The organism is Pseudomonas sp. RHF3.3-3, assembly GCF_048069595.1.
Taxonomy (GTDB): Bacteria; Pseudomonadota; Gammaproteobacteria; order Pseudomonadales; family Pseudomonadaceae; genus Aquipseudomonas; species Aquipseudomonas fuscovaginae_B.
Genome location: NZ_CP182250.1, coordinates 738,978 through 762,695, shown reverse-complemented (window position 1 = coordinate 762,695; position 23,718 = coordinate 738,978). Strand labels below are relative to the sequence as shown.

Below are 23,718 nucleotides of genomic sequence, written 5' to 3'. Positions count from 1 at the left end.
AAGCGGCGACAAGCCTCTAGGGGCAAGCCGTGAGCGGCAGATCGCCGCGGCGCAAGGGGCCGCGGCGATCACCCGGTCAACTGACCGGCTCGATGGTTTTCGGCAGCCGGGCATCGATGATCTGGTACAAGGCACTGCTCTCGGGCCAGTTGCGCATGAACCGCGCCCGGTCGCGGGCATAGGCCGGGGCAAAGCGGCTGACCGAAGAATGCTGGTGCACCGCATCCAGGTCGATCAGGGTCCAGCGCCCCTCGTGCCAGAACAGATTGTGCCCCTTGAAGTCACCATGGCTGATGCGCTCGCGGATCAGGTCGGCAAACAGCTGCTCCAACGCCTGCAACTCGGCCTCGGGCACCGCACCGCTTTCAACATGGGGTGCAAAGCGCTGGATGATATCCGGCCCCGGCAGATACTCGGTCACCAGATAGGCCTGGCGACGCAACCAGAGAAAGCGTTTTTCCAGTACGGCCAGCGGCCTGGGCGTGGCGATGCCAAGAAACGCCAGGCGATTGCCCTCGCGCCACGAATGCCAGGCGCGGCTGGGGCGCCAGAAACGCTTGAGCCAGTGGGCAAAACCCTTGATGTTGTAGCGCTTGAGCAACAACGTGCGGCCATCGGCTTCGATTCGGCCGACGCTGGCCGCTCCGCCGGTCTTGTACAGGTGCCCCTGGTCGAGCAGATGATCGGCCTGGGCCAGCACCGGCAGCATGGCCGATTCTTCCTCGCGCCGAAGGGCGCGCAAGGCGAACGGCCCGCGCTGCACGCTGAACAGCGTGCACTCACGCCCGACCTTGCCGATGAAGTCCTTCAGGCGCCAGCCGCGGATTCGGTCGACCTGCTTGAGCAGGGCCTCCAACGGCAAGGCGTGCTCGGCATTGCTCAGCAGATAATGCACCAGCAATTCTTCGATGAACGGCTCGAAATGCCTGGGCAACTGGGCGAAAAACACCCCGAGGTTTTCCAGCACCTTCTGCCGCGACAGAGGCTTGCCCGCCTCTTCGGCACAAATCCCGGCACCATCGATCAGGTGCAACTTGCCGCCATGGCGCAACAGGTTGTCCAGGTGCAGGTCTTCCTGCCACAAGCCCTTGGCATGCATCTGCGCGATTGCCGCCAGGGCCTCGCCCAGCACCCGTTGCTGCTCATCAGCCAGGACCGGCAGCCTCTCCACCTGTTTCCAGGCGTCGTCCAGGCTTTCGGCCCCCTCCAGGAACTCGAAAAGCAGCCAGCCGCCCTCGCCTTCCTTCAGACCGTCGGCCAGCAACAGTGGCGTAGTCAGCCCCTGCTCGGCGAGCAGGCGCACACCCTGCAGTTCGCGCTGGAAGTGTCGAGCGGCCTTGCCGCCCACCAGCAACTTGGCCAGCACCGCACGACCGCGCCAGACCCCGGCACCGACATAACGCTGGCCAGGCAGCACCCGCAGCAGACTGAGCAGTTGCAACTGCCCCGGACCGGCAGCATCGGCCAGTTCGATGCTCAAGGGCAGAACCGGCGTACGCCCGGCGGATTTCAGTTCGGACAGGCGCATCAGCGACCCCCCTTCCTGCTGCGCCGTGCCCCCAGGCGCTGAAGCCAGGCATCCACCCGCGAAGCATCCACCGGCTGATCGAGGTAGGCCGCCAGCAGCGTCCGCACATCGGCTTCGCTCCAGACCGGCGCCCGACGCAGCAAGGGTTCCAGATCCTTGACCCGGTCACGCCGGCCGAACAGCAGCGGTCGGGTTTTCTCCAGGTCGATCAACCGCGCCTGGTAACCACCTGCCGTCTCCTGCAGGAAAATATGCTTGGGATAGAAACAACCGTGGATCTGCCGCACCCCATGCAGTTGCCGGGCCAGCAGCCCACAGCATCGCAGGATCGCCTGGCGCTGCGTCGGCGCCAGTTGCGACCACTGCTCCAGCAGCGAGTCCAGGTCGCTCCAGCCATCCAGCGCCCGGGTCAACAATACGGCCCGGCGCTCGCCCTTCACCGCACGCTCGCCAAAGAACGCCGCCTGCAGGGCCGGGATACCCAAGCGCTGATAACGGCTGATATTGCGGAACTCACGGGCAAAGGTCGGTTCGCCCAGTGGGCTGTGCAGGGTGCGCGTCAGGTAATTGCTCTGGCGCTTGAGGTAATAGCCCTGGCCTTCCAGCTCCAGCCGATACACGCTGCTCCAGCCACCGCCACTGGTGTTGGGCTCATCCACCGCGTCCAGCGCCTTGTTCCACAGCGCATCGAAGTTGCCGAGTCCGTTGCGTTCCAGCAACGCGCGGTCGACAGCCGCCAGGAAGTCGGTCATTCCCGTCCCTCGAAAAATCTCAACACATGCCGAATGCGCTTCTTGTCCGCCGCATTCAGCCGACTACGTTGGCGGTACTGCAGGTAGAACCGCAGCCGCTGGGTGGCCGACAAGTGATACTTGGCGACCTTGTCCAGGCAGGCCAGGTCCTTGGTGATCCGATAGCGCAGCCAGAAGCCGCGCCAGAACTCGCCGTTGGGACAATCGATCAGGAACAGCCGGTGCTGGTCATCGACCAGCAGGTTGCGCCACTTCAGATCGTTATGAGTGAAGCGCTGGTCATGCATGATCCGCGTGTAGCGGGCCAACTGCCGACTGATGCCATCGACCCAGGCGCGATCGCGCAACAGCGGATCGTCGCGATTGGCCAGCGCCGAAAGGTCCTCGGTCCTGGGCAGTTCGCGAGTGATCATGGCCCCCCGATGATAGGCCGCGCCACGGCGCTCCAGGCCCCAGGCGATGACTTCGGCGGTCGGAATGCCCCACTTGGCGAAACGCTTGAGATTCTGCCATTCGGAACGGACCCGGGGCCGGCCGAAATACTGCCGCAACCCCTTGCCCGCGCCGGAGTAACGCTTGACGTAATAGTTCACACCGTCGCGGTTGACCCGGATGACCTCGGACAACGGGTCACGGGTCAGGTGCTCGCCCTCGAGGGCGAATACCGCTTCCAGGCTGCCAAAGTCATCCGCCAGCGCCGCGTATTCAGGCTCCAGTTTCCAACCCGACATCAGAGCGCATCCCCGTAGCGCTGCTTGCGCTTGTAGAGTTTGTCGGCCTTGCGTTCCAACCACGCCAGCAGCGCAGCCTCGTCACGCAGGACCTCACGCAGCGGCCGGCGGAAATAGCCCTGCAGAAAACGCAACTTGTCGCGCCGGGTGAGGCCGATATCCAGCACCGAGAAATACAGGCCCGCCAGGTCCTTGTTGCGCCAGCGGCGCGGAATGCTCGGGCGAACCTGCGCACGATGCAGGTCGATGACCGAAAGCTTAAGGTCATCGGCCGTCACCGGCTTGTCGGTATGCAGCAGGAAATGGGCGATATAACAGTCGCGATGGTTGAGCCCGGCCCGATGCATGCCACCGGTCATGCGCGCCACTTCGGCAATCAGCGCACGCTTGAGCCGGGGCTGCGGCGGCTGCACGGGCCATTGCAGGGTGTAATCCTCGAGGCTGACGGTCGGCGCCAGCTCCTCGGTGACGATAAACGAATCCTGGCCGGCCGGATTGCTGCCACGCTCGCCATAGGCCACGCCGGTCATGGTGGGCACACCGGCCTTGTGCAGGCACTCGATAGCACGCCACTCCTGGCCGGCACCCAACACCGGCATTTTCGCGGTCAACAGGTTCTTGAAGATCTCGCGCCAGCCAATGCCACGATGGATCTTCACGAAGTAGCCACGCCCGGCGACTTCCGTGCGCAACGTCCGACGAGCCTCCAGCTCGCGATAAACCTTGCCCTGCAAGCGCTCGACCTCGGCGAACGCATCGCGTCCGGCCCACAGGCTCTTGAAGGGTTCGGCAAGGATCAACTTCATCAATGCTGCTCCGCCAGAATCACATCCGCAGCGTGCTGCGGCATGCTGTAGAGGTCGGCCGTCTCGGCGAAGGCCAGACCGTTGCGGCTCCATGCCGTGCGTGCCGCCCCATCGGACAGCATCCGGTTCAGGTATTGATTGAGCTGGTTCTGCTCGAAGGGCTCGTCCAGCACCAGGCCGCCATCGGCCTCGGCAATGTAATGAGCATAACCGCAGACCGCACTGACCAGCACCGGCAAGCCGGACACCAGCGCCTCCAGCAGCACGGTACCGGTGTTCTCGTTGTAGGCCGGGTGAATCAGCAGGTCGGCGCCCAGCAGGAAACGCGGGATATCGCTGCGCCCCTTGAGAAACTGCACATGCTCGCCCAGCCCCAGTGCCGCGCTCTGCACCTGGAAGACCTTGGGATCGTCCTGACCGATTACAAACAACCGGGTGCGCTTCCTAAGCTCCGCCGGCAATGCCGCCAGGGCCTTGAGACTGCGATCGACGCCCTTGGTCTTGAAACCGGAGCCGATCTGTACCAACAGGCAGTCGTCGTCCGCCAGCTTGAATTCACGGCGGAACTCGGCGCGGATTTCAGCGGCATTGGCCGGCGCCCGGCGGTCCTGGGCAATCCCCGGCGGCAACAGGTGAAAGCGCTCCAGCGGCGTGTCGTAATGCTTGATGAACAGCGGCTGCTGGACTTCGGAGATCATCAGGATCTCGGTCTTCGCGTCGCGGGCGAACACCGCCCGCTCGTACTCGGCGAAGTGCTTGTAGCGCCCCCAGAAACGGTACAGCGAATGACGCAGGTTCTGCGCCTTGTCCTCGAAGCAGCCATCGGCGGCGTAGTAGACATCCAGGCCGGGCATCTTGTTGAAACCGATCAGCCGGTCGACCGGACGCCTGGCCAGGTCGGCTTCCATCCAGGCACTGAGCTTCTCGTTACGCCGATGATTGGAAAACGCCTTGATCGGTACCACCAGCACCTCGAAGCCAGGCGGAACATCGCCTTCCCAGATCAGCGTGTAGACGCGGATCCGGTGCCCGCGCCGCTGGCATTCCAGGGCGATGCGCATGAAATCGCGCTGCAGGCCACCAAAGGGAAAGTACTTGTACAGGACAAAAGCCAGTTGCATCAGTGCCGCTCCTCGGCCAGTAACAACGCGGTCAGCCGGCTGGCAACACGTTCGGGATTGAGCCGCGTGAAGCACAGCGGCAACTCGCGCCTGAGATCGAAGCGCTTCTGGTCTTCGGGGGTGGGCACGTAGGTGCATTTCTTCTGCAGGCAGGGCGCACAGGGGAAGTCGCTCGCCAGGTGGACCTGCGACTTGCCATAGGCCCCGGTCAGCCCAGGATTGGTCGGGCCGAACAGCGACAGGGTCGGCACATCCAGCGCCGCGGCCAGGTGACCGAGGCCGGTATCCACGGCAACGCAGGCGCTGGCATCGGCCAGAACCTTGCCCACACCGGCCAGATTCAGCTTCGGCAACACCACCGCATGCCTCAGCCCCCGGGCGATACGCTCGGCACGCGCCTTCTCGACAGCGTTGCCCCAAGGCAACTTCACCTCGACGCCCAGGTGCCCCATCCGCTCGGCCAGCTCACGCCAGTAGGCTTCGGGCCAATGCTTGGTGTCCCAGGTGGTGCCATGAAGGAACAGCACGAACGGCGTCTTGCTGCGTGGCAACACCACCAGCTTCTCGACATCCAGGCCGTAATCGCCCAGCCCGCCGGGCAAGTCATAGCCCAGCGCCACGGCGAACAACTGCCGCACCCGCTCGACCGCATGCTGCCCCCGCGCCACAGCCAGGCGCCGGGAATAGAAACGACTGGCCAGCGGCTCACGGGCCGACTGTTTGTCCAGCCCGGCAACCGGGGCCTTCACATAGCGGGTCAGGAACGCACTTTTCACCAGCCCCTGGGCATCGATCACCAGGTCGTATTTCGTCGCCCGCACATTCTGCTTGAAGCGCTTCCATTCGCCACTTTTGAACGTCTGCCAGAGGTTCTTGCGCCAGCGGCGGATCGCCACCGGAATCACCTTGTCCACCGCCGGATGCCAGCTCGGAATCTCGGCAAAACCTTCCTCGACCACCCAGTCGAAGCGGATGCCGGGAATGGCCCGGGCCGCATCGGTCAGCGCCGGCAGGGCATGAATCACGTCCCCCAGGGAGGACGTCTTGACCAGCAATACGCGCAAGTTACCGCACCTCGACGGGGGAGCCCTGCAGACGCTGCAGGGCCTCATTCACCGGCGCAGGCAACAGCTGGCGCAGGCAATTGTAGTGCCCGAAGCGGCAGGTACGCTCGAAGCAGGGGCTGCACTCCAGGCCCAGGCGGACGATTTCCACCTGATCCGCCAACGGCGGCGTGAAGCCTGGCGAGGTCGAGCCGTACACCGCCACCAGCGGACGATTCAGCGCAGCCGCCACGTGCATCAGGCCCGAGTCGTTGGAGACCACCGAGTCGGCACAGGACAGCAGGTCGATCGCCTCGGCCAGCGATGTGGCGCCACTGAGATTCACCGCCTCTTCGCGCAAACCGGGAATCAGCCGCTGGCGAATATCCTCGCCGACCGCATGGTCGTTCTTCGAACCGAACAGCCAGACCTGCCAGCCTTCACGGATCTTCGTCTCGGCGACTTTCGCATAGTGCTCCGAGGGCCAGCGCTTGGACTCGCCGAACTCGGCGCCCGGGCACAGGGCCAGTACCGGCCGGTCGAGCACCAGCTCGAACTTGCCCAGCGCCGCCGCGCGGCTGGCCGGATCGATCTGCAGCAAAGGGCGTGGATAAGGCGTCGGCAATTCGGCACCCGGCTCGTAGGCCAGGGCCATGAACCGCTCGATCATCAGCGGATAGCGCTCCTTGTCCAGCTTGCGCACATCATTGAGCAGGCCATAGCGGAATTCTCCACGCCAGCCGGTGCGCTTCGGGATACCGGCAAAAAACGGCACCAGCGCCGACTTCAACGAGTTGGGCAGGAGAATGGCCTGATCGTACTGGCCCGCCAGGGACTTGCCGATCTTGCGCCGGGTGGCCAGGTCGAGCACACCGTGGCCGAGCGGAAAGCTCAAGGCCGCACGAACTTCGGGCATGCGTTCGAGGATCGGGCGACTCCACTCGGGAGCCAGCACATCGATCTCGCACTGCGGGTGGCGTTGCTTCAGGCACTGGAACAGTGTCTGAGCCATCACCATGTCACCGACCCAGCTGGGCCCAACGATGAGAATTTTCATAAATATTCCGGAAACGATCAGGGAGGCCTGTAGCCTCCCCGGTCTTTGCCCATGGCCGTCCCAGGCCGTGTACGAAACCGCCTGCGCGACGAGTTCCATGCAGGCCCTAGCTTAGTCCCAGTTCAGCCCAGATCCGCATCACATCGCGCCGTTCGACCGTGAACTGGTCGCCGCCGATGACGCCGGCCTCCTTCTGCAGGGCCTGGCGGTGGGCGGCGGAACGGTAGGCCTTGTAGGCCTCGCGCAGCAGGGCGGCATCGGCGGCGGGGATCAACCCGGCCTGCTCCAGCCCTTCCAGAATGCGGATGTTATCCGTGTAACGCAGTAATGCCGGGTGCTCTTTCGACCAGGCCAAAGTCGCGTATTGCACCATAAATTCGATATCGACGATACCTCCGGCGTCCTGCTTGAGGTCGAACGGCGCCGTCGCCTCGAAGGCATTGGCCGCGGTGCCGGCCGCGGTCGCCTTGCTGCCGAGGTTGTCGCGCATCTTGGCGCGCATCTCGCTGACCTCCTGGCGCAGGGTCGGCAGGTCCCGCTCACGCCCCAGCACCGCCGCGCGGACTTTCTCGAAGGCCGCCCCGACGCCCGGGCAACCCACCAGCACCCGGGCACGGATCAACGCCTGGTGTTCCCAGGTCCAGGCCTCGTTCTGCTGATAGCGCTCGAACGCCCCGAGGGAACTGACCAGCAGCCCGGAAGCCCCCGACGGACGCAGGCGCATGTCCACCTCATAGAGCTGGCCGGAGTTGGTCTGGGTGGTCAACAGGTGAATGATCCGCTGCCCCAGGCGGGTGAAGAACTGTGCCGTATCGATCGGCTTGGCGCCGTCGGTCTCGGCATTCGGATCGCCATCATGGATGAACACCAGGTCCAGGTCGGAACCGTGCCCAAGCTCGATCCCGCCCACCTTGCCATAGCCGACAATGATGAAGCCGGGATCGCACAGGCTGCCATCGGCACGCCGCGGCGAACCGTACTTGCTCACGGTCTGCCGCCAGGCCAGGGCCAGCACCTGCTCCAGGATCGCCTCGGCCAGCCAGGTCAGGTAGTCGCTGACCTTCATCAGCGGCAGGCTGCCGGAGATTTCCGAAGCGGCGACCCGCAGCCGATGCGCCAGCTTGAAGTGGCGCAGGGCCTCCATCTGCTGTTCGAGGTCATCCTCGGGAATCCGTGTCAGGCGCTCACGCAGCTCGGCCGCCAGCTCCGGTGCCAGCGGCGGCTTGAACAGCCGCCCCTCGTTGAGCAACTCGTCAAGCAGCATCGGGAACCGGGTGATCTGCTCGGCAATCCACGGGCTGGCGGCACACAGAGTCAGCAACTGGCGCAAGGCCCCGGGGTTTTCCGTGAGCAGCACAAGGTAGGCAGAACGCCGGGCGACCGCCTCGACCAGCGGCAACACCCGCTCCAGCACCAGGTCCGGGTCGGCATGTTCGACCGCCTGGGCCAGCAACCGTGGGATAAAGGCATCCAGGCGCTCGCGACCGAGACGCTGCATGGCCCGCAACTGCGCACTGGCACGCAATGATGCAAGCTGCCTCAACGCCTTGGGCGCATCCTTGAAACCGGCTTCCTGCAACTGACGGCTGGCAGCCTCTTCATCCTGGGCCTCTTCCCACAAGGGCAACCATTCGCCACCGACGGCCACCTGGCATTCTTCGCTCTCATCTTCGTCCGGGTCGGCGATGACCTGGCGAAAATGCCAGTCGATCCGGCCACGCCAGTGCATCAACTGCTCATGAAAGGCCGACCAACTGTCGAAACCGAGCATGAAGGCGATACGTGCCCGATCCTTTTCGTCATCGGGCAGCATCTGGGTCTGACGGTCGGCAATCGCCTGGATCGCATGCTCGGTATAACGCAGGAACTCATAGCCGGCGCGCAGTTCGGAGACCACCGCCGACGGCAGGTAGCCCTGGCCCTCGAGGGTGCCCAGGACCTTCAGCAAGGGCCGCTGCTGCAGGCTCAGGTCACGCCCGCCGTGAATCAGCTGGAACGCCTGGGCGATGAACTCGACCTCGCGAATGCCGCCTGAGCCCAGCTTGATGTTCTCGGCCATGCCCTTGCGGCGCACTTCCTGCTGAATCAGCTGTTTCATGGTGCGCAGCGCTTCGATCGCCGAGAAGTCCAGGTAGCGCCGATAGACGAACGGACGGAGCATTTCCAGCAGGTGCGCGCCCGCCGCCTGGTCGCCGGCCACCACCCGCGCCTTGATCATCGCGTAGCGTTCCCAGTCGCGCCCCTGGTCCTGGTAATACTGCTCCAGGGCGTTGAAGCTCAGCACCAGCGCCCCGGCCGAGCCATAGGGACGCAGGCGCATGTCGACGCGGAAGACGAAACCGTCGACGGTGATCGGGTCCAGCGCCTTGATCAGCCGCTGGCCCAGGCGGATGAAAAACTCCTGGTTGTCCAGCGGGCGTTTGACCCCGACGGTCTCGCCGCCTTCCGGGTAGGCGAAGATCAGGTCGATGTCGGAGGACAGGTTCAATTCCACGGCACCGAGCTTGCCCATGCCGAGGATGACCATCTGCTGCGGCTCGCCGCTGCGCCGACCGGTCGGCGTACCGAACTGCTGGCAATGGCGCAGGTACAGCCATTGATAGGCCTGATCGATACAGGCGTCGGCCATGTCCGAAAGGTCGCGACAGGTCTGCACCAGGTCGGCCTGGCGCGTCAGATCGCGCCAGATGATCCGCACCTGCTGGCGATTGCGCTGACGACGCAGGACCCGCCCCAGCTCATCCTCGGTTTCGGCCTGCTGGACGGCGGCGGCGATCTGACCGCACAGTTCGCCGGGAGCGAAGACCCGGTCCAGGTCGCCGAACTGCACCAGCTCCAGCAACATCAAAGGGTCACGAACCACCTGTTCAATAAAGAAGTCGCTGGCGGCACTGACCCGGGCGAAATCGGCCCAGCGCCCGGGCGGCCATCCGGCCAGGCCGTGATCGTCGCCCAGTGCGGAGACGGCCGCACGGAAGGACTGTTCGGCCCGACTGACAAAAGGCTGGAGAACGGCCGGCAAAACGGCCAGTGCAGGTAGGCTCATGGTCTATCCTTGATCGGCGAACAAGCAGCCGCGAACGGTGAGGGCGAGAAGCATGCCCCGGAAAGTAGTGTCGAACAAAAGTTGGAAATAGCTGATAATCGTTTTTTTTTGGCAGCCAACATCAAGCAAACACCTGACAAGGTTTATTTTCAACCAACAATATCGATTATTCTCACAACGCAGCAGGAAGTTTTCGTACGTTGATCTGTAGTTTTACTACTCGTCTATACATTCGAAAGGCTGAAATGGTTGGCGATTTGTAGTAAAACTACAGAACCCCGGATCAACCTCCGGATAATCCAAGAATTTATGTCGTCTGCCCACAAGGCCAGTCGCAAACTCAGGCAACCGATTCTGGAAGCCTTTCCGCCCTGGAGCAAGCCATGCAAGACCTCGATCCCGTCGAAACCCAGGAATGGCTGGACGCCCTGGAATCGGTTCTCGACAAAGAAGGCGAAGACCGTGCTCACTATCTGATGACCCGTATGGGTGAACTCGCGACCCGCAGCGGTTCGCAACTGCCCTACGCCATCACTACGCCGTACCGCAACACGATTCCCGTCACCCACGAAGCACGCATGCCTGGCGACCTGTTCATGGAACGCCGCATTCGCTCGCTGGTACGCTGGAACGCGTTGGCCATGGTCATGCGCACGAACCTGAAAGATTCGGACCTGGGCGGTCACATCTCCAGCTTCGCCTCCAGTGCCACCCTGTACGACATCGGTTTCAACTATTTCTTCCAGGCCCCGACCGACGAGCACGGCGGCGACCTGATCTACTTCCAGGGCCACGCCTCGCCAGGCGTCTACGCGCGCGCCTTCATGGAAGGCCGCATCAGCGAAGACCAGATGAACAACTTCCGCCAGGAAGTCGATGGCAACGGTCTGTCGTCCTACCCGCACCCATGGCTGATGCCTGACTTCTGGCAGTTCCCGACCGTATCCATGGGTCTGGGACCGATCCAGGCGATCTACCAGGCACGTTTCATGAAGTACCTGGAAGCCCGCGGCTTCATCCAGCCAGGCAAGCAGAAGGTCTGGTGCTTCATGGGCGACGGCGAGTGCGACGAGCCGGAATCCCTGGGCGCCATCGCCCTGGCCGGCCGCGAGAAGCTGGACAACCTGATCTTCGTCATCAACTGCAACCTGCAGCGCCTCGACGGCCCGGTTCGCGGCAACGGCAAGATCATCCAGGAACTCGAAGGCGTGTTCCGTGGTGCCCAGTGGAACGTCAACAAGGTCATCTGGGGCCGTTTCTGGGACCCACTGCTGGCCAAGGACACCGACGGTATCCTGCAGCGCCGCATGGACGAAGTCATCGACGGCGAATACCAGAACTACAAGGCCAAGGACGGTGCGTTCGTCCGTGAGCACTTCTTCAACTCGCCTGAACTCAAGGCGATGGTTGCCGACCTGTCCGACGACGAGATCTGGAAACTCAACCGTGGCGGCCACGACCCTTACAAGGTCTATGCAGCCTACCACCAGGCGGTCAACCACAAGGAACAGCCTACCGTCATCCTGGCCAAGACCATCAAGGGTTACGGCACCGGTGCGGGCGAAGCGAAAAACACCGCCCACAACACCAAGAAGGTCGACGTCGACAGCCTGCGTTCGTTCCGCGATCGTTTCGACATCCCGGTCAAGGACGAGGAGCTGGAAAACCTGCCGTTCTTCAAGCCGGAAGAAGGCAGCGCCGAAGCCCGCTACCTGAGCGAGCGTCGTGCCGCCCTGGGTGGTTTCGTACCCCAGCGTCGCGCCAAGAGCTTCAGCGTTCCGACTCCGCCACTGGATACCCTCAAGGCGATCCTGGACGGCTCGGGCGACCGTGAAATTTCCACCACCATGGCCTTCGTGCGGATCCTCGCGCAACTGGTCAAGGACAAGGAAATCGGTTCGCGCATCGTACCGATCATCCCGGACGAGGCCCGTACCTTCGGTATGGAAGGCATGTTCCGCCAACTGGGCATCTACTCGTCCGTCGGCCAGCTCTACGAGCCCGTCGACAAGGACCAGGTGATGTTCTACCGCGAGGACAAGAAGGGCCAGATCCTTGAGGAAGGCATCAACGAAGCGGGCGCCATGAGCTCCTTCATCGCGGCCGGTACTTCGTACTCCAGCCACAACCAGCCGATGCTGCCGTTCTACATTTTCTATTCGATGTTCGGCTTCCAGCGTATCGGCGACCTGGCCTGGGCGGCCGGCGACAGCCGTACCCGTGGCTTCCTGATCGGCGGTACCGCCGGCCGGACCACCCTGAACGGCGAAGGCCTGCAGCACGAAGATGGTCACAGCCACATGCTGGCCGGCACCATCCCGAACTGCCGCACCTATGATCCGACCTACGGCTACGAGCTGGCGGTGATCATCCAGGACGGCATGAAGAAGATGACCGAAGAGCAGCAGGACGTCTTCTACTACATCACCGTGATGAACGAGTCCTACCAGCAGCCAGCCATTCCGGCCGGTGTCGAGGAAGGCATCATCAAGGGCATGTACCTGCTCGAGGAAGATACCAAGGAAGCCGCCCACCACGTGCAACTGATGGGCTCCGGCACCATCCTGCGCGAAGTGCGTGAAGCCGCGAAGATCCTGCGCGAGCAGTTCAACATCGGTGCCGATGTGTGGAGCGTCACCAGCTTCAACGAACTGCGCCGCGACGGCCTGGCCGTGGAACGCAGCAACCGCCTGCACCCTGGCCAGAAGCCGAAGAAGAGCTATGTCGAGGAATGCCTCTCCGGTCGCAAGGGCCCGGTGATCGCGTCCACCGACTACATGAAGCTGTTTGCTGAACAGATCCGCCAGTGGGTCCCATCCAAGGAATTCAAAGTCCTGGGTACCGACGGCTTCGGCCGCAGTGACAGCCGCAAGAAGCTGCGTCACTTCTTCGAGGTCGACCGTCATTTCGTGGTGTTGGCAGCCCTGGAAGCCTTGGCTGACCGTGGCGACATCGAACCGAAAGTGGTGGCCGAGGCCATCGCCAAGTTCGGTATCGATCCGGAAAAACGCAACCCACTGGACTGCTGAGGAGACCCCCTGTGAGCGAACTCATTCGCGTACCTGACATCGGCAGCGGTGAAGGTGAAGTAATCGAACTGTTTGTGAAGGTCGGCGACCGTATCGAAGCCGACCAGAGCATCCTGACCCTGGAGTCGGACAAGGCGAGCATGGAAGTGCCCGCACCGAAAGCCGGTGTCATCAAGAGCCTGAAGGTGAAGCTGGGCGACCGCCTGAAAGAAGGCGACGAGCTGCTGGAACTGGAAGTCGAGGGCGCCGCTGCCGCGGCCCCAGCGGCTGCTCCGGCACCTGCCGCAGCCCCGGCCGCACCGGCTGCCGCACCTGCACCGGCGGCCGCGCCGAGCGCCGCCCCCGCTGCCGCTTCGGCGCAGCAGGTGCATGTGCCGGACATCGGTTCGTCGGGCAAGGCCCAGATCATCGAGATCTCGGTCAAGGTCGGCGACACCATCGAGGCCGATCAGTCGCTGATCACCCTCGAGTCCGACAAGGCCAGCATGGAAATCCCGTCGCCGGCTGCCGGCGTGGTGGAAAGCATCAACGTCAAGCTGAACGACGAAGTCGGTACCGGCGACCTGATCCTGGTCCTGAAGGTCGCAGGCGCTGCGCCTGCCGCTGCCCCGGCACCGGCTCAAGCCGCCGCGCCGGCTGCCGCTCCAGCGCCAGCAGCGGCCCCGGCCGCTCCGGTGGCCGACAGCGTGCAGGACATCCACGTGCCGGACATCGGCTCGTCGGGCAAGGCCAAGATCATCGAAGTCTCGGTCAAGGCCGGTGACACCGTCGAAGTCGACCAGTCGCTGATCACCCTGGAATCCGACAAGGCCAGCATGGAAATCCCATCGCCAGCCGCCGGCGTGGTGGAAAGCGTTTCCATCAAGCTGGACGACGAAGTCGGCACCGGCGACCTGATCCTGAAACTCAAGGTCAAGGGCGCTGCACCTGCCGCAGCTGCGGCACCCGCTGCCGCTCCTGCTGCACCGACCCAGGCCGCTGCTCCGGCTGCAGCCGCACCGGCACCGGTCGCTGCCCCGGCAGCCGCTCCAGCCGCCGCTGGCGCCAAGGTCCATGCCGGCCCGGCGGTACGCCAACTGGCCCGTGAATTCGGCGTCGACCTGAGCGCGGTCAGCCCGAGCGGTCCGCACGGTCGCATCCTCAAGGAAGACGTGCAGGTCTACGTCAAGGCCATGATGCAGAAGGCCAAGGAAGCTCCGGCCGCTGCCGCTGGTGCAACCGGTGGCGCTGGCATCCCGCCGATCCCGGCCGTGGACTTCAGCCGCTTCGGCGAAATCGAAGAAGTGCCGATGACCCGCCTGATGCAGGCCGGCGCCGCCAACCTGCACCGCAGCTGGCTGAACGTGCCGCACGTGACCCAATTCGACTCGGCGGATATCACCGAGCTGGAAGCGTTCCGCGTCGCCCAGAAAGCCGTGGCCGAGAAGGCTGGCGTCAAGCTGACCATCCTGCCGCTGCTGCTCAAGAGCTGCGCGCACCTGCTCAAGGAACTGCCGGACTTCAACAGTTCGCTGGCCCCGAGCGGCAAGGCCGTCATCCGCAAGAAGTACGTGCACATCGGCTTCGCCGTCGACACCCCGGATGGCCTGCTGGTCCCGGTGATCAAGAACGTCGACCAGAAGAGCCTGCTGCAACTCGCCGCCGAAGCGGCTTCCCTGGCTGAAAAGGCCCGGACCAAGAAGCTCTCCGCCGACGACATGCAGGGCGCCTGCTTCACCATCTCCAGCCTCGGCCACATTGGCGGCACCGGCTTCACGCCGATCGTCAACGCACCGGAAGTGGCGATCCTCGGCGTTTCCAAGGCAACCATCCAGCCGGTCTGGGATGGCAAGGCCTTCCAGCCGAAGCTGATGCTGCCACTGTCGCTGTCCTACGATCACCGCGTGATCAACGGTGCCGCGGCAGCGCGCTTCACCAAGCGCCTGAGCGACCTGCTGGCGGATATCCGCACCATCCTGCTGTAACCGGCTATCCGGCCTCCTGCATCAAGGAGGCCGGATGCGCCGTAGCGTTTTCCGAGCGCCACGCTCGTACCTCAACCCCGCCAGATGGCGGGGCTTTTTTTGCGCCTGTGAAAACACCCGCCCGACACGCGCCAAACCGCGACACAGAGCGGTTATCGTCGCCCATCCAGCGCCCTCGATTGAAGATTTCCCAGCTTCGGCCGATACATTGAAGGCACAGAGCCACTGTTCTGCTTGTCAGCCCGACCCGCTTAATGCAACCTTGCCCAACTCGCCAGGAAAAGGCCTCCTCCCCTGTGCGTGATCAGTACTCTTGAAGCGAGCTCTCCATGAAAAGCCAACCCGATGCCGCCAATAGATTGGCGGCCGAGGTAGTGACTCAGTTACCGGTGCCGTCGCGGCTCGGTATGCTGCGTTTCGAACGGCTGAATGAAGCAAGCTGGGCCCTGCTGTTTCTCGACCCCAACTGCGAACGCCAGTTCGGCCTGCCGGCCATCGAGCTGTGCGCCCTGGTCGGCTCGCCCTATGCCAGCCTGATGGAGCCCGAAGCCCGTTATCGCCTGCATGACGCGATTCAGCTGCAACTGGCCGAGAACACGCACTATCTGGTGCGCTACACCCTGCATACCACCCAGGGCCCGCTGACTCTGCTGGAGATGGGGGAAGCCTACAGGCAGCACAACCGCCATCTGCTGCGCGGCTACCTGCTGGTGGTCGAAGGCCTGTTCGGGCTGGAGCCGCAACTGCCGCTCACCGACCTCGCCACCCAGAACAGCCGCCTGCAGATCGCCCTGGAACTCAACCAGCGCGCCCAGCAGGAGCAACTGCAGCACCTCGACCGGGTGCGCGCCCAGCAGGACCTGATCCTGCGCCTGGCCCGACAACGCTACAGCATCAACAATTCGCTGCAGGAAGCCGCCGAGCTGATCACCCGCTGCGCCTGCGACATCTACGAAATCGACTGCGCCAGCATCTGGAACCTCGAAGGGCAGCGCCTGATCCCGATCTCCGCCTACCACCGCCACAACCAGGAATACCTCCTGCCGGACGAGATCGACGCGAGCCAGTTCCCCGATTACCTCGAAGCGCTGCACACCAGCCGCGCCATCGACGCCCATAACGCCACCCGCGACCCTCGCACCCGCGAGATGGCCGAAACCCTGCGCCCGCGTGACGTCAACGCCATGCTCGATGCCAGCATTCGCATCGATGGCCAGGTGGTGGGAGTGCTCTGCCTGGAACAGACCGGCCAGACCCGCGCCTGGCAATCGGATGAAATCGCCTTTGCCGGCGAGCTGGCGGACCAGTTCGCCCAGGTCATCAGCAACCACAACCGGCGCACCGCCACCAGTGCCCTGCACCTGTTCCAGCGGGCGGTCGAACAGAGCGCCAACGCCTTCCTGCTGGTCAACTGCGACGGTGTGGTGGAATACGTCAACCCGAGCTTCACCGCCATCACCCAGTACAGCGCCGAGGAAGTCCACGGCCAGAAGCTCTCCGAACTGCCAGCCCTGGAGAATATCAGCGAACTGCTGTTCGACGCGCAGTCGAGCCTGGCCCAGAGCAACAGCTGGCAGGGCGAATTCAAGAGCCGCCGCAAGAACCTCGAACCCTACTGGGGGCAGTTGTCGATCTCCAAGGTCTATGGCGACAACCGCGAACTGACCCACTACATCGGCATCTACGAAGACATCACCCAGACCAAGCTCGCGCAACAGCGCATCGAACGCCTGGCCTACACCGACAACCTGACCAACCTGGGCAACCGCCCGGCGTTCATCCGCAACCTCGACGAACGCTTCGCCCGCGACAGCGACTCGCCGATCAGCCTGCTGCTGGTGGACATCGACAACTTCAAGCGGATCAACGACAGCCTCGGCCACCAGACCGGCGACAAGCTGCTGATCAGCCTGGCTCGCCGCCTGCGCAACAGCCTGAGCCCGAGCGGCAGCCTGGCGCGCTTTGCCAGTAACGAATTCGCGGTCCTGCTCGACGATACCGACCTGGAAACCGGCCAGCAGATCGCCACCCAACTGCTGACGACCCTCGACAAACCGATGTTCGTCGACAACCAACTGATCAGCGTCACCGGCTCCGTCGGCCTGGCCAGCGCGCCGCTGCACGGGCGCGACCCGCAAACCCTGATGCGCAACGCCGGCCTGGCCCTGCACAAGGCCAAGGCCAACGGCAAGCACCAGGTCCAGGTGTTCACCGAGGCGCTGAACGCCGAGGCCAGCTACAAGCTGTTCGTCGAGAACAACCTGCGCCGCGCCCTGACCCAGAACGAGCTGGACGTGTTCTACCAGCCCAAGCTGTGCCTGCGCAGCGGCCGCCTGCTGGGGATGGAGGCGCTGTTGCGCTGGAACCATCCGGAAAAGGGCATGATCCGCCCGGACCAGTTCATCAGCGTTGCCGAGGAAACCGGCCTGATCATCCCGATCGGCAAATGGATCGCGCGCCAGGCCTGCCGCATGAGCAAGGCCCTGACCGCTTGCGGCCTGGGCAACCTGCAGGTGGCGATCAACCTGTCGCCCAAGCAGTTCTCCGACCCGGACCTGGTCGCCTCCCTGGCCAGTATCCTCAAGGAGGAACAACTGCCGCCGTCGCTGCTGGAGCTGGAGTTGACCGAAGGCCTGCTGCTGGAAGCCACCGACGACACCCGCCAGCAGCTCGACCAGTTGAAGAAAATCGGCCTGACCCTGGCCATGGACGACTTCGGCACCGGCTATTCGTCGCTGAGCTACCTGAAGAAATTCCCGATCGACATCATCAAGATCGACCGCAGCTTCATCCATGAGATCCCGGACAACCAGGACGACATGGAAATCACCTCCGCGGTCATCGCCATGGCCCACAACCTGAAACTCAAGGTGGTGGCCGAAGGCATCGAAACGTCCGAGCAACTGACCTTCCTGCGCCGCCATCGCTGCGACGTCGGCCAGGGCTACCTGTTCGACCGGCCGATCCCGGGAGCCGAGCTGATCCAGCAGCTCAGGCGCTACCCGCGCGGACCTTTGGCCTGACAGCGCAGCAACACTCGGGCACACTGTCGGTCTACTTCAATAGCTACAGCTCATTTCAACCTGACTGAGAGGACTGCGACATGGTCTTGCGCTCGGAAATACTGGTGAACAAAAACGTGCTCCCAACCAAAGAACAAGCTCTTCCTGGCCGTGAAACCCCGATGGCCGTTCCGGACAAGCATTTCGTCAACGGCCACCCGCTGCTGGGGCCATTCCCCGGCAACGTCGAATTCGCGATCTTCGGCCTGGGCTGCTTCTGGGGCGCGGAGCGGCGTTTCTGGCAGCGTGAGGGCGTGTACAGCACGTCGGTCGGCTATGCCGGCGGCTTCACCCCCAACCCGACCTACGAGGAAGTCTGCTCCGGCCTGACCGGCCACAGCGAAGTGGTGCTGGTGGTCTACGAGCCGGAAATCGTCAGCTACGAACAGTTGCTGGCGCAGTTCTGGGAACTGCACGACCCGACCCAGGGCATGCGCCAGGGCAACGACATCGGCACCCAGTACCGCTCGGTGATCTATGCCACCAAGCCGGAGCAACTGGAGGCGGCCCGCAAAAGCGCCCAGGTGTTCCAGGCGGAACTGACCAAGGCCGGGCTGGGCACCATCACCACCGAAATTGCCGAGGCGCCGACCTACTACTACGCCGAGGCCTATCACCAGCAATACCTGGCGAAGAACCCGGAAGGCTACTGCGGCATTCGTGGCACCGGCGTCAGTTGCCCGATCTGAGCACGCCGGCCCTTGTAGGATGCAGGCTTGCCCGCGAAAGCGTTGGCAAGATCGCCAAACGCTTCGCGGGCAAGCCCGGCTCCTACAGCTATCACGGCCACCTACTCACTCGGCAATCAGCCAGTCCATCCGCCAGTCGCCCTGGGTCTGCGCCAGTTTCTGCGCCAGCCACGGCAACAGCTCACGCAGCTCATCCTCCAGCCCCCACGGCGGGTTGGCAATCGCCAGCCCCGAGCCATTCAGGCTCGCCGGCGTATCCAGCGGATGCACCAGCAACTCCACCCGCAACAGCTTCGGCGCGCCGGTACCGGCCAGGTCCTGGTAGAAACGCTTCAGCGCCCGCTGATCCTTGATCGGATACCAGATCGCCGCCACCGTCTGACGCATGCGCCCGATGGCTTCCTTGAGCGACGCGGCACAGCGCTGCATCTCGTCCAGTTGCTCGAATGGCGGGTCGATCAGCATCACTGCACGCTTTTCCGCCACCGGCAGCAGGGCCCGCGCCAGGTGCCAGCCCTCCCCCAGGTGCACCGCCACACGCCGGTCGCCCTTCATGTTGTCCTTGAGCAGCTTGCCGTCTTCCGGGTGCTTCTCGTTGAGCAGCACCCGGTCCTGGCCACGGGTGAGGCGCCGCGCCAATTCCGGCGACCCCGGGTAGTAGCGCAACCCGCCATCGGGATTCATCTCGTGCAGCACCCGCAGGTAATCGGCGGTCATGGCCGGCAGGTCCTGCTGACCCCACAGGCGGGCGATCCCCTCCAGGTATTCGCCGGTACGGCTGGCCTGGTCGCCCTTGAGGTCATACAGGCCGATACCGGCGTGACTGTCGAGATAGGCGAACGGCTGTTCCTTGCGCGCCATCAGGGCGATCAGGCGGGTCAGGACCAGGTGTTTCAAGACGTCGGCATGGTTGCCGGCGTGGAAGGCGTGACGGTAATTCATGGCAACTCCTGCGCAGGAGGCGAAGTTTACCCTGTGCTCCAGCCGCCGTCAGGTCGCAACGTACAGGCGGCAGGGACCGCCGCCGACAGACTCGCCGGAGCGCCCATGGTAACGTCACGCCCTCTCATTCGAAGGATTCGACCCGATGACCACCCGCTACGCCAAAATCGTCCTGAGCCTGGCACTCGCCGCCTTCGCCTTCATGGTCACCTTCAACAACGTCAGCGACTACGCCTCCAACTTCGCTTTCGTCAGCCACGTACTGAGCATGGACACCACCTTCCCTGACAACGCCGTGATGTACCGCGCAATCACCACGCCGATGCTGTGGCACGTCGCCTATTGGCTGATCATCCTCGGCGAAGGCTTGACCTGCGCGCTGCTGGCCTTTGGCGCACTGTCGCTGTGGCGAGCCCGCAAGGCCGACGCCGCCAGCTTCGCCCGGGCGAAGAAAGGCGTCATCGCCGGCACGACCCTGGGTTTTCTGGTGTGGTTCTTCGGCTTCATGGTGGTGGGCGGCGAATGGTTCCTGATGTGGCAATCGAAAATCTGGAACGGCCAGGAGGCAGCCTTCAGGTTCTACATGGCCTTGCTCGGTGTACTGATCTTCGTCAATCAGGCGGACAACGAGCCGGCTTAACCTGGATCACTTGCCGATCCGGCGCCAGTAGCGGACACTGGCGCACCGGTTTGCGGTCCGATTGCGGGCACCCACCCGAGATCCCTGGCGACTCAGACACACGAGACCATTAGGCCACCGCAACTGCCCGGCAGTGCTCAATTAATGGAATTTCACTGAGTCGAGACCTTATGAAAGACGCAACGATTGCGCTCCATCACGGATTCAAGTCGGACCCGACCACCAAGGCCGTGGCCGTACCCATCTACCAGAACGTCGCCTTCGAATTCGATAACGCCCAGCACGGCGCCGACCTGTTCAACCTCGATGTTCCGGGCAATATCTACACCCGGATCATGAATCCCACCAACGACGTGCTCGAACAGCGCCTGGCGGCACTGGAAGGGGGAATCGCCGCCCTGGCCGTGTCCGCCGGCAGCGCGGCGATCCACTACGCGATCCAGACCCTGACCCGCGCCGGCGACAATATCGTTTCCACCCCGCAGCTCTATGGCGGCACCTACACCCTCTTCGCCCACCTGCTGCCCAGCTTCGGTGTCGAAGTGCGGTTTGCCCGCGACGACTCGCCCGAAGCGGTCGCCGAACTGATCGACGAGAACACCCGGCTGGTCTACTGCGAAAGCATCGGCAATCCGGCAGGCAACATCGTCGATATCGAGAGCTTTGCCCAGGTGGCCCACGCTCATGGCGTACCACTGATGGTCGACAACACGGTGGCGACACCGATCCTGTGCAAACCGATCCTGTTCGGTGCCGACATTGTCGTGCATTCGGTGACCAAGTATGTGGGCGGTCATGGCAACGCCCTGGGCGGGGTGATCGTCGATGCCGGTACCTTCCCCTGGGCCGACCATGCGCAGAAATTTCCCGGTCTCAACACCCCGGAAGCCGCCTACCACGGCGTGGTCTACACGGAGAAATTCGGCCCGGCGGCCTTCATCGCCCGCGCCCGCACCGTGCCGCTGCGCAATACCGGTGCGGCACTGGCACCGATGAACGCCTTCCTCCTGCTGCAAGGCCTGGAGACCCTGGCCCTGCGCATGGAACGGCATACCGAGAATGCGCTCAAGGTGGCGAAGTTCCTCAAGGCCCACGAACAGGTGGCCTGGGTCAGCTATGCCGGCCTGCCGGACCACCCGCACCATGAATTGGCGCACAAGTACATGAAGGGCAAGCCGTCGGCGATTCTCTCGTTCGGCCTCAAGGGCGGCTACCAGGCCGGGGTGCGGTTCTACGATGCGCTGCAGATTTTCAAGCGCCTGGTGAACATCGGTGACGCCAAGTCCCTGGCCTGCCACCCGGCCTCCACCACCCACCGGCAAATGACCGAAGCCGAACAGGCCAAGGCCGGCGTGAAACCGGAGATGATCCGCCTGTCGGTCGGCATCGAGGCCATCGAGGACCTGCTCGAAGACCTGCAACAGGCACTGCAGGCCTGAAACGCAGCGGCCCGTCTCCGGGGAGACGGGCCGCCTTGTCGCTACAGGGCTTGCCGCCCCCTATCAAGGATCAGTGTTCCTCGCGGAACTGCTTCTCCGCTGCGGCGAAACGCTGGAGCATCTGCGCCGAGGGCTGGCCCATCCTGCTGACCACGTAGACCGCGATGCTGGCAAAGAGGAAGCCGGGGATGATTTCGTACAATCCCAGCAGGTTGAACTGCTTCCAGACGATCACCGTGATAGCACCGACCAGAATGCCGGCCAACGCGCCATTGCGGGTCATGTCCTTCCAGATCACCGAGATCAGCACCACCGGACCGAAGGCCGCGCCGAAACCGGCCCAGGCGTAGCTCACCAGGCCCAGCACGCGGTTTTCAGGGTTGGCGGCCAGGGCGATGGCGATCACCGCCACCAGCAGCACCATGGCCCGGCCGACCCACACCAGTTCCAGTTGCGAAGCGGACTTGCGCAGGAAAGCCTTGTAGAAATCCTCGGTCAGTGCACTGGAGCAGACCAGCAGTTGGCAGCTCAGGGTACTCATCACCGCGGCCAGGATCGCCGACAGCAACACACCGGCCAACCAGGGGTTGAACAGGATCTTCGCCAGCTCGATGAACACCCGTTCGTGGTTCTCGCTGACCGGGCCGGCAACCTCGGGATGCGCCGAGAAGTAGGCGATCCCGAAGAAACCCACTGCCACGGTGCCACCCAGGCACAGGATCATCCAGGTCATGGAAATGCGGCGGGCATTGGCGATCGACTTGACCGAATCCGCCGCCATGAAGCGCGCCAGGATATGCGGCTGGCCGAAGTAACCCAGGCCCCAGCCCATCAGCGAGATGATGCCGATGAAGGTGGTATTGCGCAGCATGTCGAAGTGCCCCGGATCCTGGGCCTCGATCGCCAGGAAGGTGGTGTCGACGCCACCGGTGGCCAGCAGCACGATGATCGGCGTGAGAATCAGCGCGAAGATCATCAGTGTGGCCTGCACGGTGTCGGTCCAGCTGACCGCCAGGAAACCACCGATGAAGGTGTAGGCAATGGTCGCTGCCGCACCGGCCCACAAGGCGGTGCTGTAGGACATGCCGAAGGTGCTTTCGAACAGGCGGGCACCGGCAACGATGCCGGAGGCGCAGTAGATGGTGAAGAACACCAGGATCACGATGGCGGCAATCACCCGCAGCAGACCGCTGCGATCCTCGAACCGGCTGGAGAAGTAGTCCGGCAGGGTCAGCGCGTCACCGTTGTGTTCGGTCTGGACCCGCAGGCGACCGGCGACGAACAGCCAGTTCAGGTAGGCCCCGACGATCAGGCCGATGGCGATCCAGCTCTCGGACAGGCCGGACATGTAGATCGCCCCCGGCAGCCCCATCAGCAGCCAGCCGCTCATGTCGGAAGCACCCGCCGAAAGCGCGGTCACGACACTGCCAAGACTGCGACCGCCGAGAATGTAGTCGGAGAGGTTGTTGGTGGAGCGATAGGCCATCAGTCCGATCAGGACCATCGCAGCGATGTAGATCACGAAGGTGATCAGGGTTGGGTTGCTTACGCTCATTAAAAAGCCCTGGCATTGTTTTTATTCAGCGGCGATCCGCGACCGACGAAACGACATTTCATGTCAGACGATTAAACGGACCGGGCATTCATGACTGAGTTTCCCCAGGAAAATCATCAAAGGGCGCCTCCCTTCGTAGGAGGTTGCACCTCGATCGAGCATGCTATTCAACAATACGAACAAGGCGCAACCTGTTTTACCCCCATCAGTTGCACCTCGGGACCTTTCCAATTTTTCCCACACGCCTTTACCCCTCGCGCAACGTAAGTCCCTGAAGGGCTGACGAAAACTGAAAACAGCCAATCATCTGCCAG

At 63.5% G+C, this 23,718-nt stretch carries 17 protein-coding genes; 7 read left to right on the top strand and 10 right to left on the bottom strand.

Going from position 1 to position 23,718, the window contains the following annotated elements; genetic code table 11:
• Window positions 1-76 precede the first annotated feature (76 nt).
• From ACMGT0_RS03370 to glnE, 8 genes are all read right to left on the bottom strand, one after another.
• A complete protein-coding gene (locus tag ACMGT0_RS03370; protein ID WP_416771479.1) occupies window positions 77-1,528 on the bottom strand; it encodes a lipopolysaccharide kinase InaA family protein in 1,452 nt (483 codons plus the stop codon).
• Window positions 1,528-2,280 (bottom strand): lipopolysaccharide kinase InaA family protein, encoded by a 753-nt coding sequence (locus ACMGT0_RS03365; RefSeq protein ID WP_054062112.1) that lies wholly within the window; start codon window positions 2,278-2,280, stop codon window positions 1,528-1,530. Before ACMGT0_RS03365 ends, ACMGT0_RS03370 begins: the two co-directional genes overlap by 1 nt.
• The gene (locus ACMGT0_RS03360) at window positions 2,277-3,011 is read right to left on the bottom strand and encodes a lipopolysaccharide kinase InaA family protein (RefSeq protein WP_416771477.1); all 735 of its coding nucleotides are present in this window, start codon (window positions 3,009-3,011) and stop codon (window positions 2,277-2,279) included. The genes ACMGT0_RS03365 and ACMGT0_RS03360 overlap by 4 nt, the downstream gene beginning before the upstream one ends.
• Complete coding sequence (rfaP, locus tag ACMGT0_RS03355; protein ID WP_416771475.1) at window positions 3,011-3,817, bottom strand: lipopolysaccharide core heptose(I) kinase RfaP; 807 nt, start codon at window positions 3,815-3,817, stop codon at window positions 3,011-3,013. The genes ACMGT0_RS03360 and rfaP overlap by 1 nt, the downstream gene beginning before the upstream one ends.
• Window positions 3,817-4,938 carry a glycosyltransferase family 4 protein gene (locus ACMGT0_RS03350; protein WP_416771473.1) on the bottom strand — a complete coding sequence of 374 codons (1,122 nt, stop codon included), beginning with the start codon at window positions 4,936-4,938 and terminating at the stop codon, window positions 3,817-3,819. Before ACMGT0_RS03350 ends, rfaP begins: the two co-directional genes overlap by 1 nt.
• Window positions 4,938-6,002 carry a lipopolysaccharide heptosyltransferase I gene (waaC, locus tag ACMGT0_RS03345; protein ID WP_054056529.1) on the bottom strand — a complete coding sequence of 355 codons (1,065 nt, stop codon included), beginning with the start codon at window positions 6,000-6,002 and terminating at the stop codon, window positions 4,938-4,940. The genes ACMGT0_RS03350 and waaC overlap by 1 nt, the downstream gene beginning before the upstream one ends.
• Window position 6,003: 1 nt before the next feature.
• Window positions 6,004-7,038 (bottom strand): lipopolysaccharide heptosyltransferase II, encoded by a 1,035-nt coding sequence (waaF, locus tag ACMGT0_RS03340; RefSeq protein WP_054062110.1) that lies wholly within the window; start codon window positions 7,036-7,038, stop codon window positions 6,004-6,006.
• 106 nt (window positions 7,039-7,144) lie between these two features.
• A complete protein-coding gene (gene glnE, locus ACMGT0_RS03335; RefSeq protein WP_416771470.1) occupies window positions 7,145-10,084 on the bottom strand; it encodes a bifunctional [glutamate--ammonia ligase]-adenylyl-L-tyrosine phosphorylase/[glutamate--ammonia-ligase] adenylyltransferase in 2,940 nt (979 codons plus the stop codon).
• A gap of 9 nt (window positions 10,085-10,093) precedes the next feature.
• On the opposite strand from glnE, the gene ACMGT0_RS03330 reads away from it, so the two are divergent.
• From ACMGT0_RS03330 to msrA, 5 genes are all read left to right on the top strand, one after another.
• Complete coding sequence (locus ACMGT0_RS03330) at window positions 10,094-10,288, top strand: hypothetical protein (protein ID WP_152972970.1); 195 nt, start codon at window positions 10,094-10,096, stop codon at window positions 10,286-10,288.
• 179 nt (window positions 10,289-10,467) lie between these two features.
• Window positions 10,468-13,113, top strand: a complete 2,646-nt coding sequence (gene aceE / locus ACMGT0_RS03325; protein ID WP_054056526.1) for a pyruvate dehydrogenase (acetyl-transferring), homodimeric type — start codon at window positions 10,468-10,470, stop codon at window positions 13,111-13,113.
• An 11-nt stretch (window positions 13,114-13,124) separates the two neighbouring features.
• Window positions 13,125-15,077, top strand: coding sequence for a dihydrolipoyllysine-residue acetyltransferase (gene aceF / locus ACMGT0_RS03320; RefSeq protein ID WP_054062108.1), 1,953 nt, complete (start codon window positions 13,125-13,127; stop codon window positions 15,075-15,077).
• A 329-nt stretch (window positions 15,078-15,406) separates the two neighbouring features.
• Window positions 15,407-18,100, top strand: a complete 2,694-nt coding sequence (locus ACMGT0_RS03315) for a putative bifunctional diguanylate cyclase/phosphodiesterase (protein WP_416771467.1) — start codon at window positions 15,407-15,409, stop codon at window positions 18,098-18,100.
• A gap of 80 nt (window positions 18,101-18,180) precedes the next feature.
• Window positions 18,181-18,828 carry a peptide-methionine (S)-S-oxide reductase MsrA gene (gene msrA / locus ACMGT0_RS03310; protein ID WP_054062107.1) on the top strand — a complete coding sequence of 216 codons (648 nt, stop codon included), beginning with the start codon at window positions 18,181-18,183 and terminating at the stop codon, window positions 18,826-18,828.
• 105 nt (window positions 18,829-18,933) lie between these two features.
• On the opposite strand, the gene ACMGT0_RS03305 is transcribed toward msrA, so the two are convergent.
• The gene (locus ACMGT0_RS03305; RefSeq protein WP_054062106.1) at window positions 18,934-19,770 is read right to left on the bottom strand and encodes a 23S rRNA (adenine(2030)-N(6))-methyltransferase RlmJ; all 837 of its coding nucleotides are present in this window, start codon (window positions 19,768-19,770) and stop codon (window positions 18,934-18,936) included.
• A 145-nt stretch (window positions 19,771-19,915) separates the two neighbouring features.
• On the opposite strand from ACMGT0_RS03305, the gene ACMGT0_RS03300 reads away from it, so the two are divergent.
• Entirely contained in the window at window positions 19,916-20,410 is a 495-nt protein-coding gene (locus ACMGT0_RS03300) for a DUF2165 family protein (protein WP_054060245.1), read from the top strand.
• Between the two features lie 170 nt (window positions 20,411-20,580).
• Window positions 20,581-21,849, top strand: coding sequence for an O-acetylhomoserine aminocarboxypropyltransferase/cysteine synthase family protein (locus ACMGT0_RS03295; protein ID WP_054062105.1), 1,269 nt, complete (start codon window positions 20,581-20,583; stop codon window positions 21,847-21,849).
• Between the two features lie 70 nt (window positions 21,850-21,919).
• Here ACMGT0_RS03295 and putP read toward each other — a convergent pair whose 3' ends face one another.
• Entirely contained in the window at window positions 21,920-23,404 is a 1,485-nt protein-coding gene (putP, locus tag ACMGT0_RS03290; RefSeq protein ID WP_054062104.1) for a sodium/proline symporter PutP, read from the bottom strand.
• Window positions 23,405-23,718 lie beyond the last annotated feature (314 nt).

Excerpts from the sequence above, each read along its gene's own strand:
- rfaP (WP_416771475.1), bottom strand. The coding sequence starts at position 3,817 with ATGAAGTTGATCCTTGCCGAACCCTTCAAGAGCCTGTGGGCCGGACGC.
- waaF (WP_054062110.1), bottom strand. The coding sequence starts at position 7,038 with ATGAAAATTCTCATCGTTGGGCCCAGCTGGGTCGGTGACATGGTGATG.
- ACMGT0_RS03305 (WP_054062106.1), bottom strand. The coding sequence starts at position 19,770 with ATGAATTACCGTCACGCCTTCCACGCCGGCAACCATGCCGACGTCTTG.
- ACMGT0_RS03360 (WP_416771477.1), bottom strand. The coding sequence starts at position 3,011 with ATGTCGGGTTGGAAACTGGAGCCTGAATACGCGGCGCTGGCGGATGAC.
- ACMGT0_RS03370 (WP_416771479.1), bottom strand. The coding sequence starts at position 1,528 with ATGCGCCTGTCCGAACTGAAATCCGCCGGGCGTACGCCGGTTCTGCCC.
- ACMGT0_RS03295 (WP_054062105.1), top strand. The coding sequence starts at position 20,581 with ATGAAAGACGCAACGATTGCGCTCCATCACGGATTCAAGTCGGACCCG.
- putP (WP_054062104.1), bottom strand. The coding sequence starts at position 23,404 with ATGAGCGTAAGCAACCCAACCCTGATCACCTTCGTGATCTACATCGCT.
- ACMGT0_RS03350 (WP_416771473.1), bottom strand. The coding sequence starts at position 4,938 with ATGCAACTGGCTTTTGTCCTGTACAAGTACTTTCCCTTTGGTGGCCTG.
- msrA (WP_054062107.1), top strand. The coding sequence starts at position 18,181 with ATGGTCTTGCGCTCGGAAATACTGGTGAACAAAAACGTGCTCCCAACC.
- ACMGT0_RS03315 (WP_416771467.1), top strand. The coding sequence starts at position 15,407 with ATGAAAAGCCAACCCGATGCCGCCAATAGATTGGCGGCCGAGGTAGTG.
- aceE (WP_054056526.1), top strand. The coding sequence starts at position 10,468 with ATGCAAGACCTCGATCCCGTCGAAACCCAGGAATGGCTGGACGCCCTG.
- ACMGT0_RS03300 (WP_054060245.1), top strand. The coding sequence starts at position 19,916 with ATGACCACCCGCTACGCCAAAATCGTCCTGAGCCTGGCACTCGCCGCC.
- ACMGT0_RS03365 (WP_054062112.1), bottom strand. The coding sequence starts at position 2,280 with ATGACCGACTTCCTGGCGGCTGTCGACCGCGCGTTGCTGGAACGCAAC.
- glnE (WP_416771470.1), bottom strand. The coding sequence starts at position 10,084 with ATGAGCCTACCTGCACTGGCCGTTTTGCCGGCCGTTCTCCAGCCTTTT.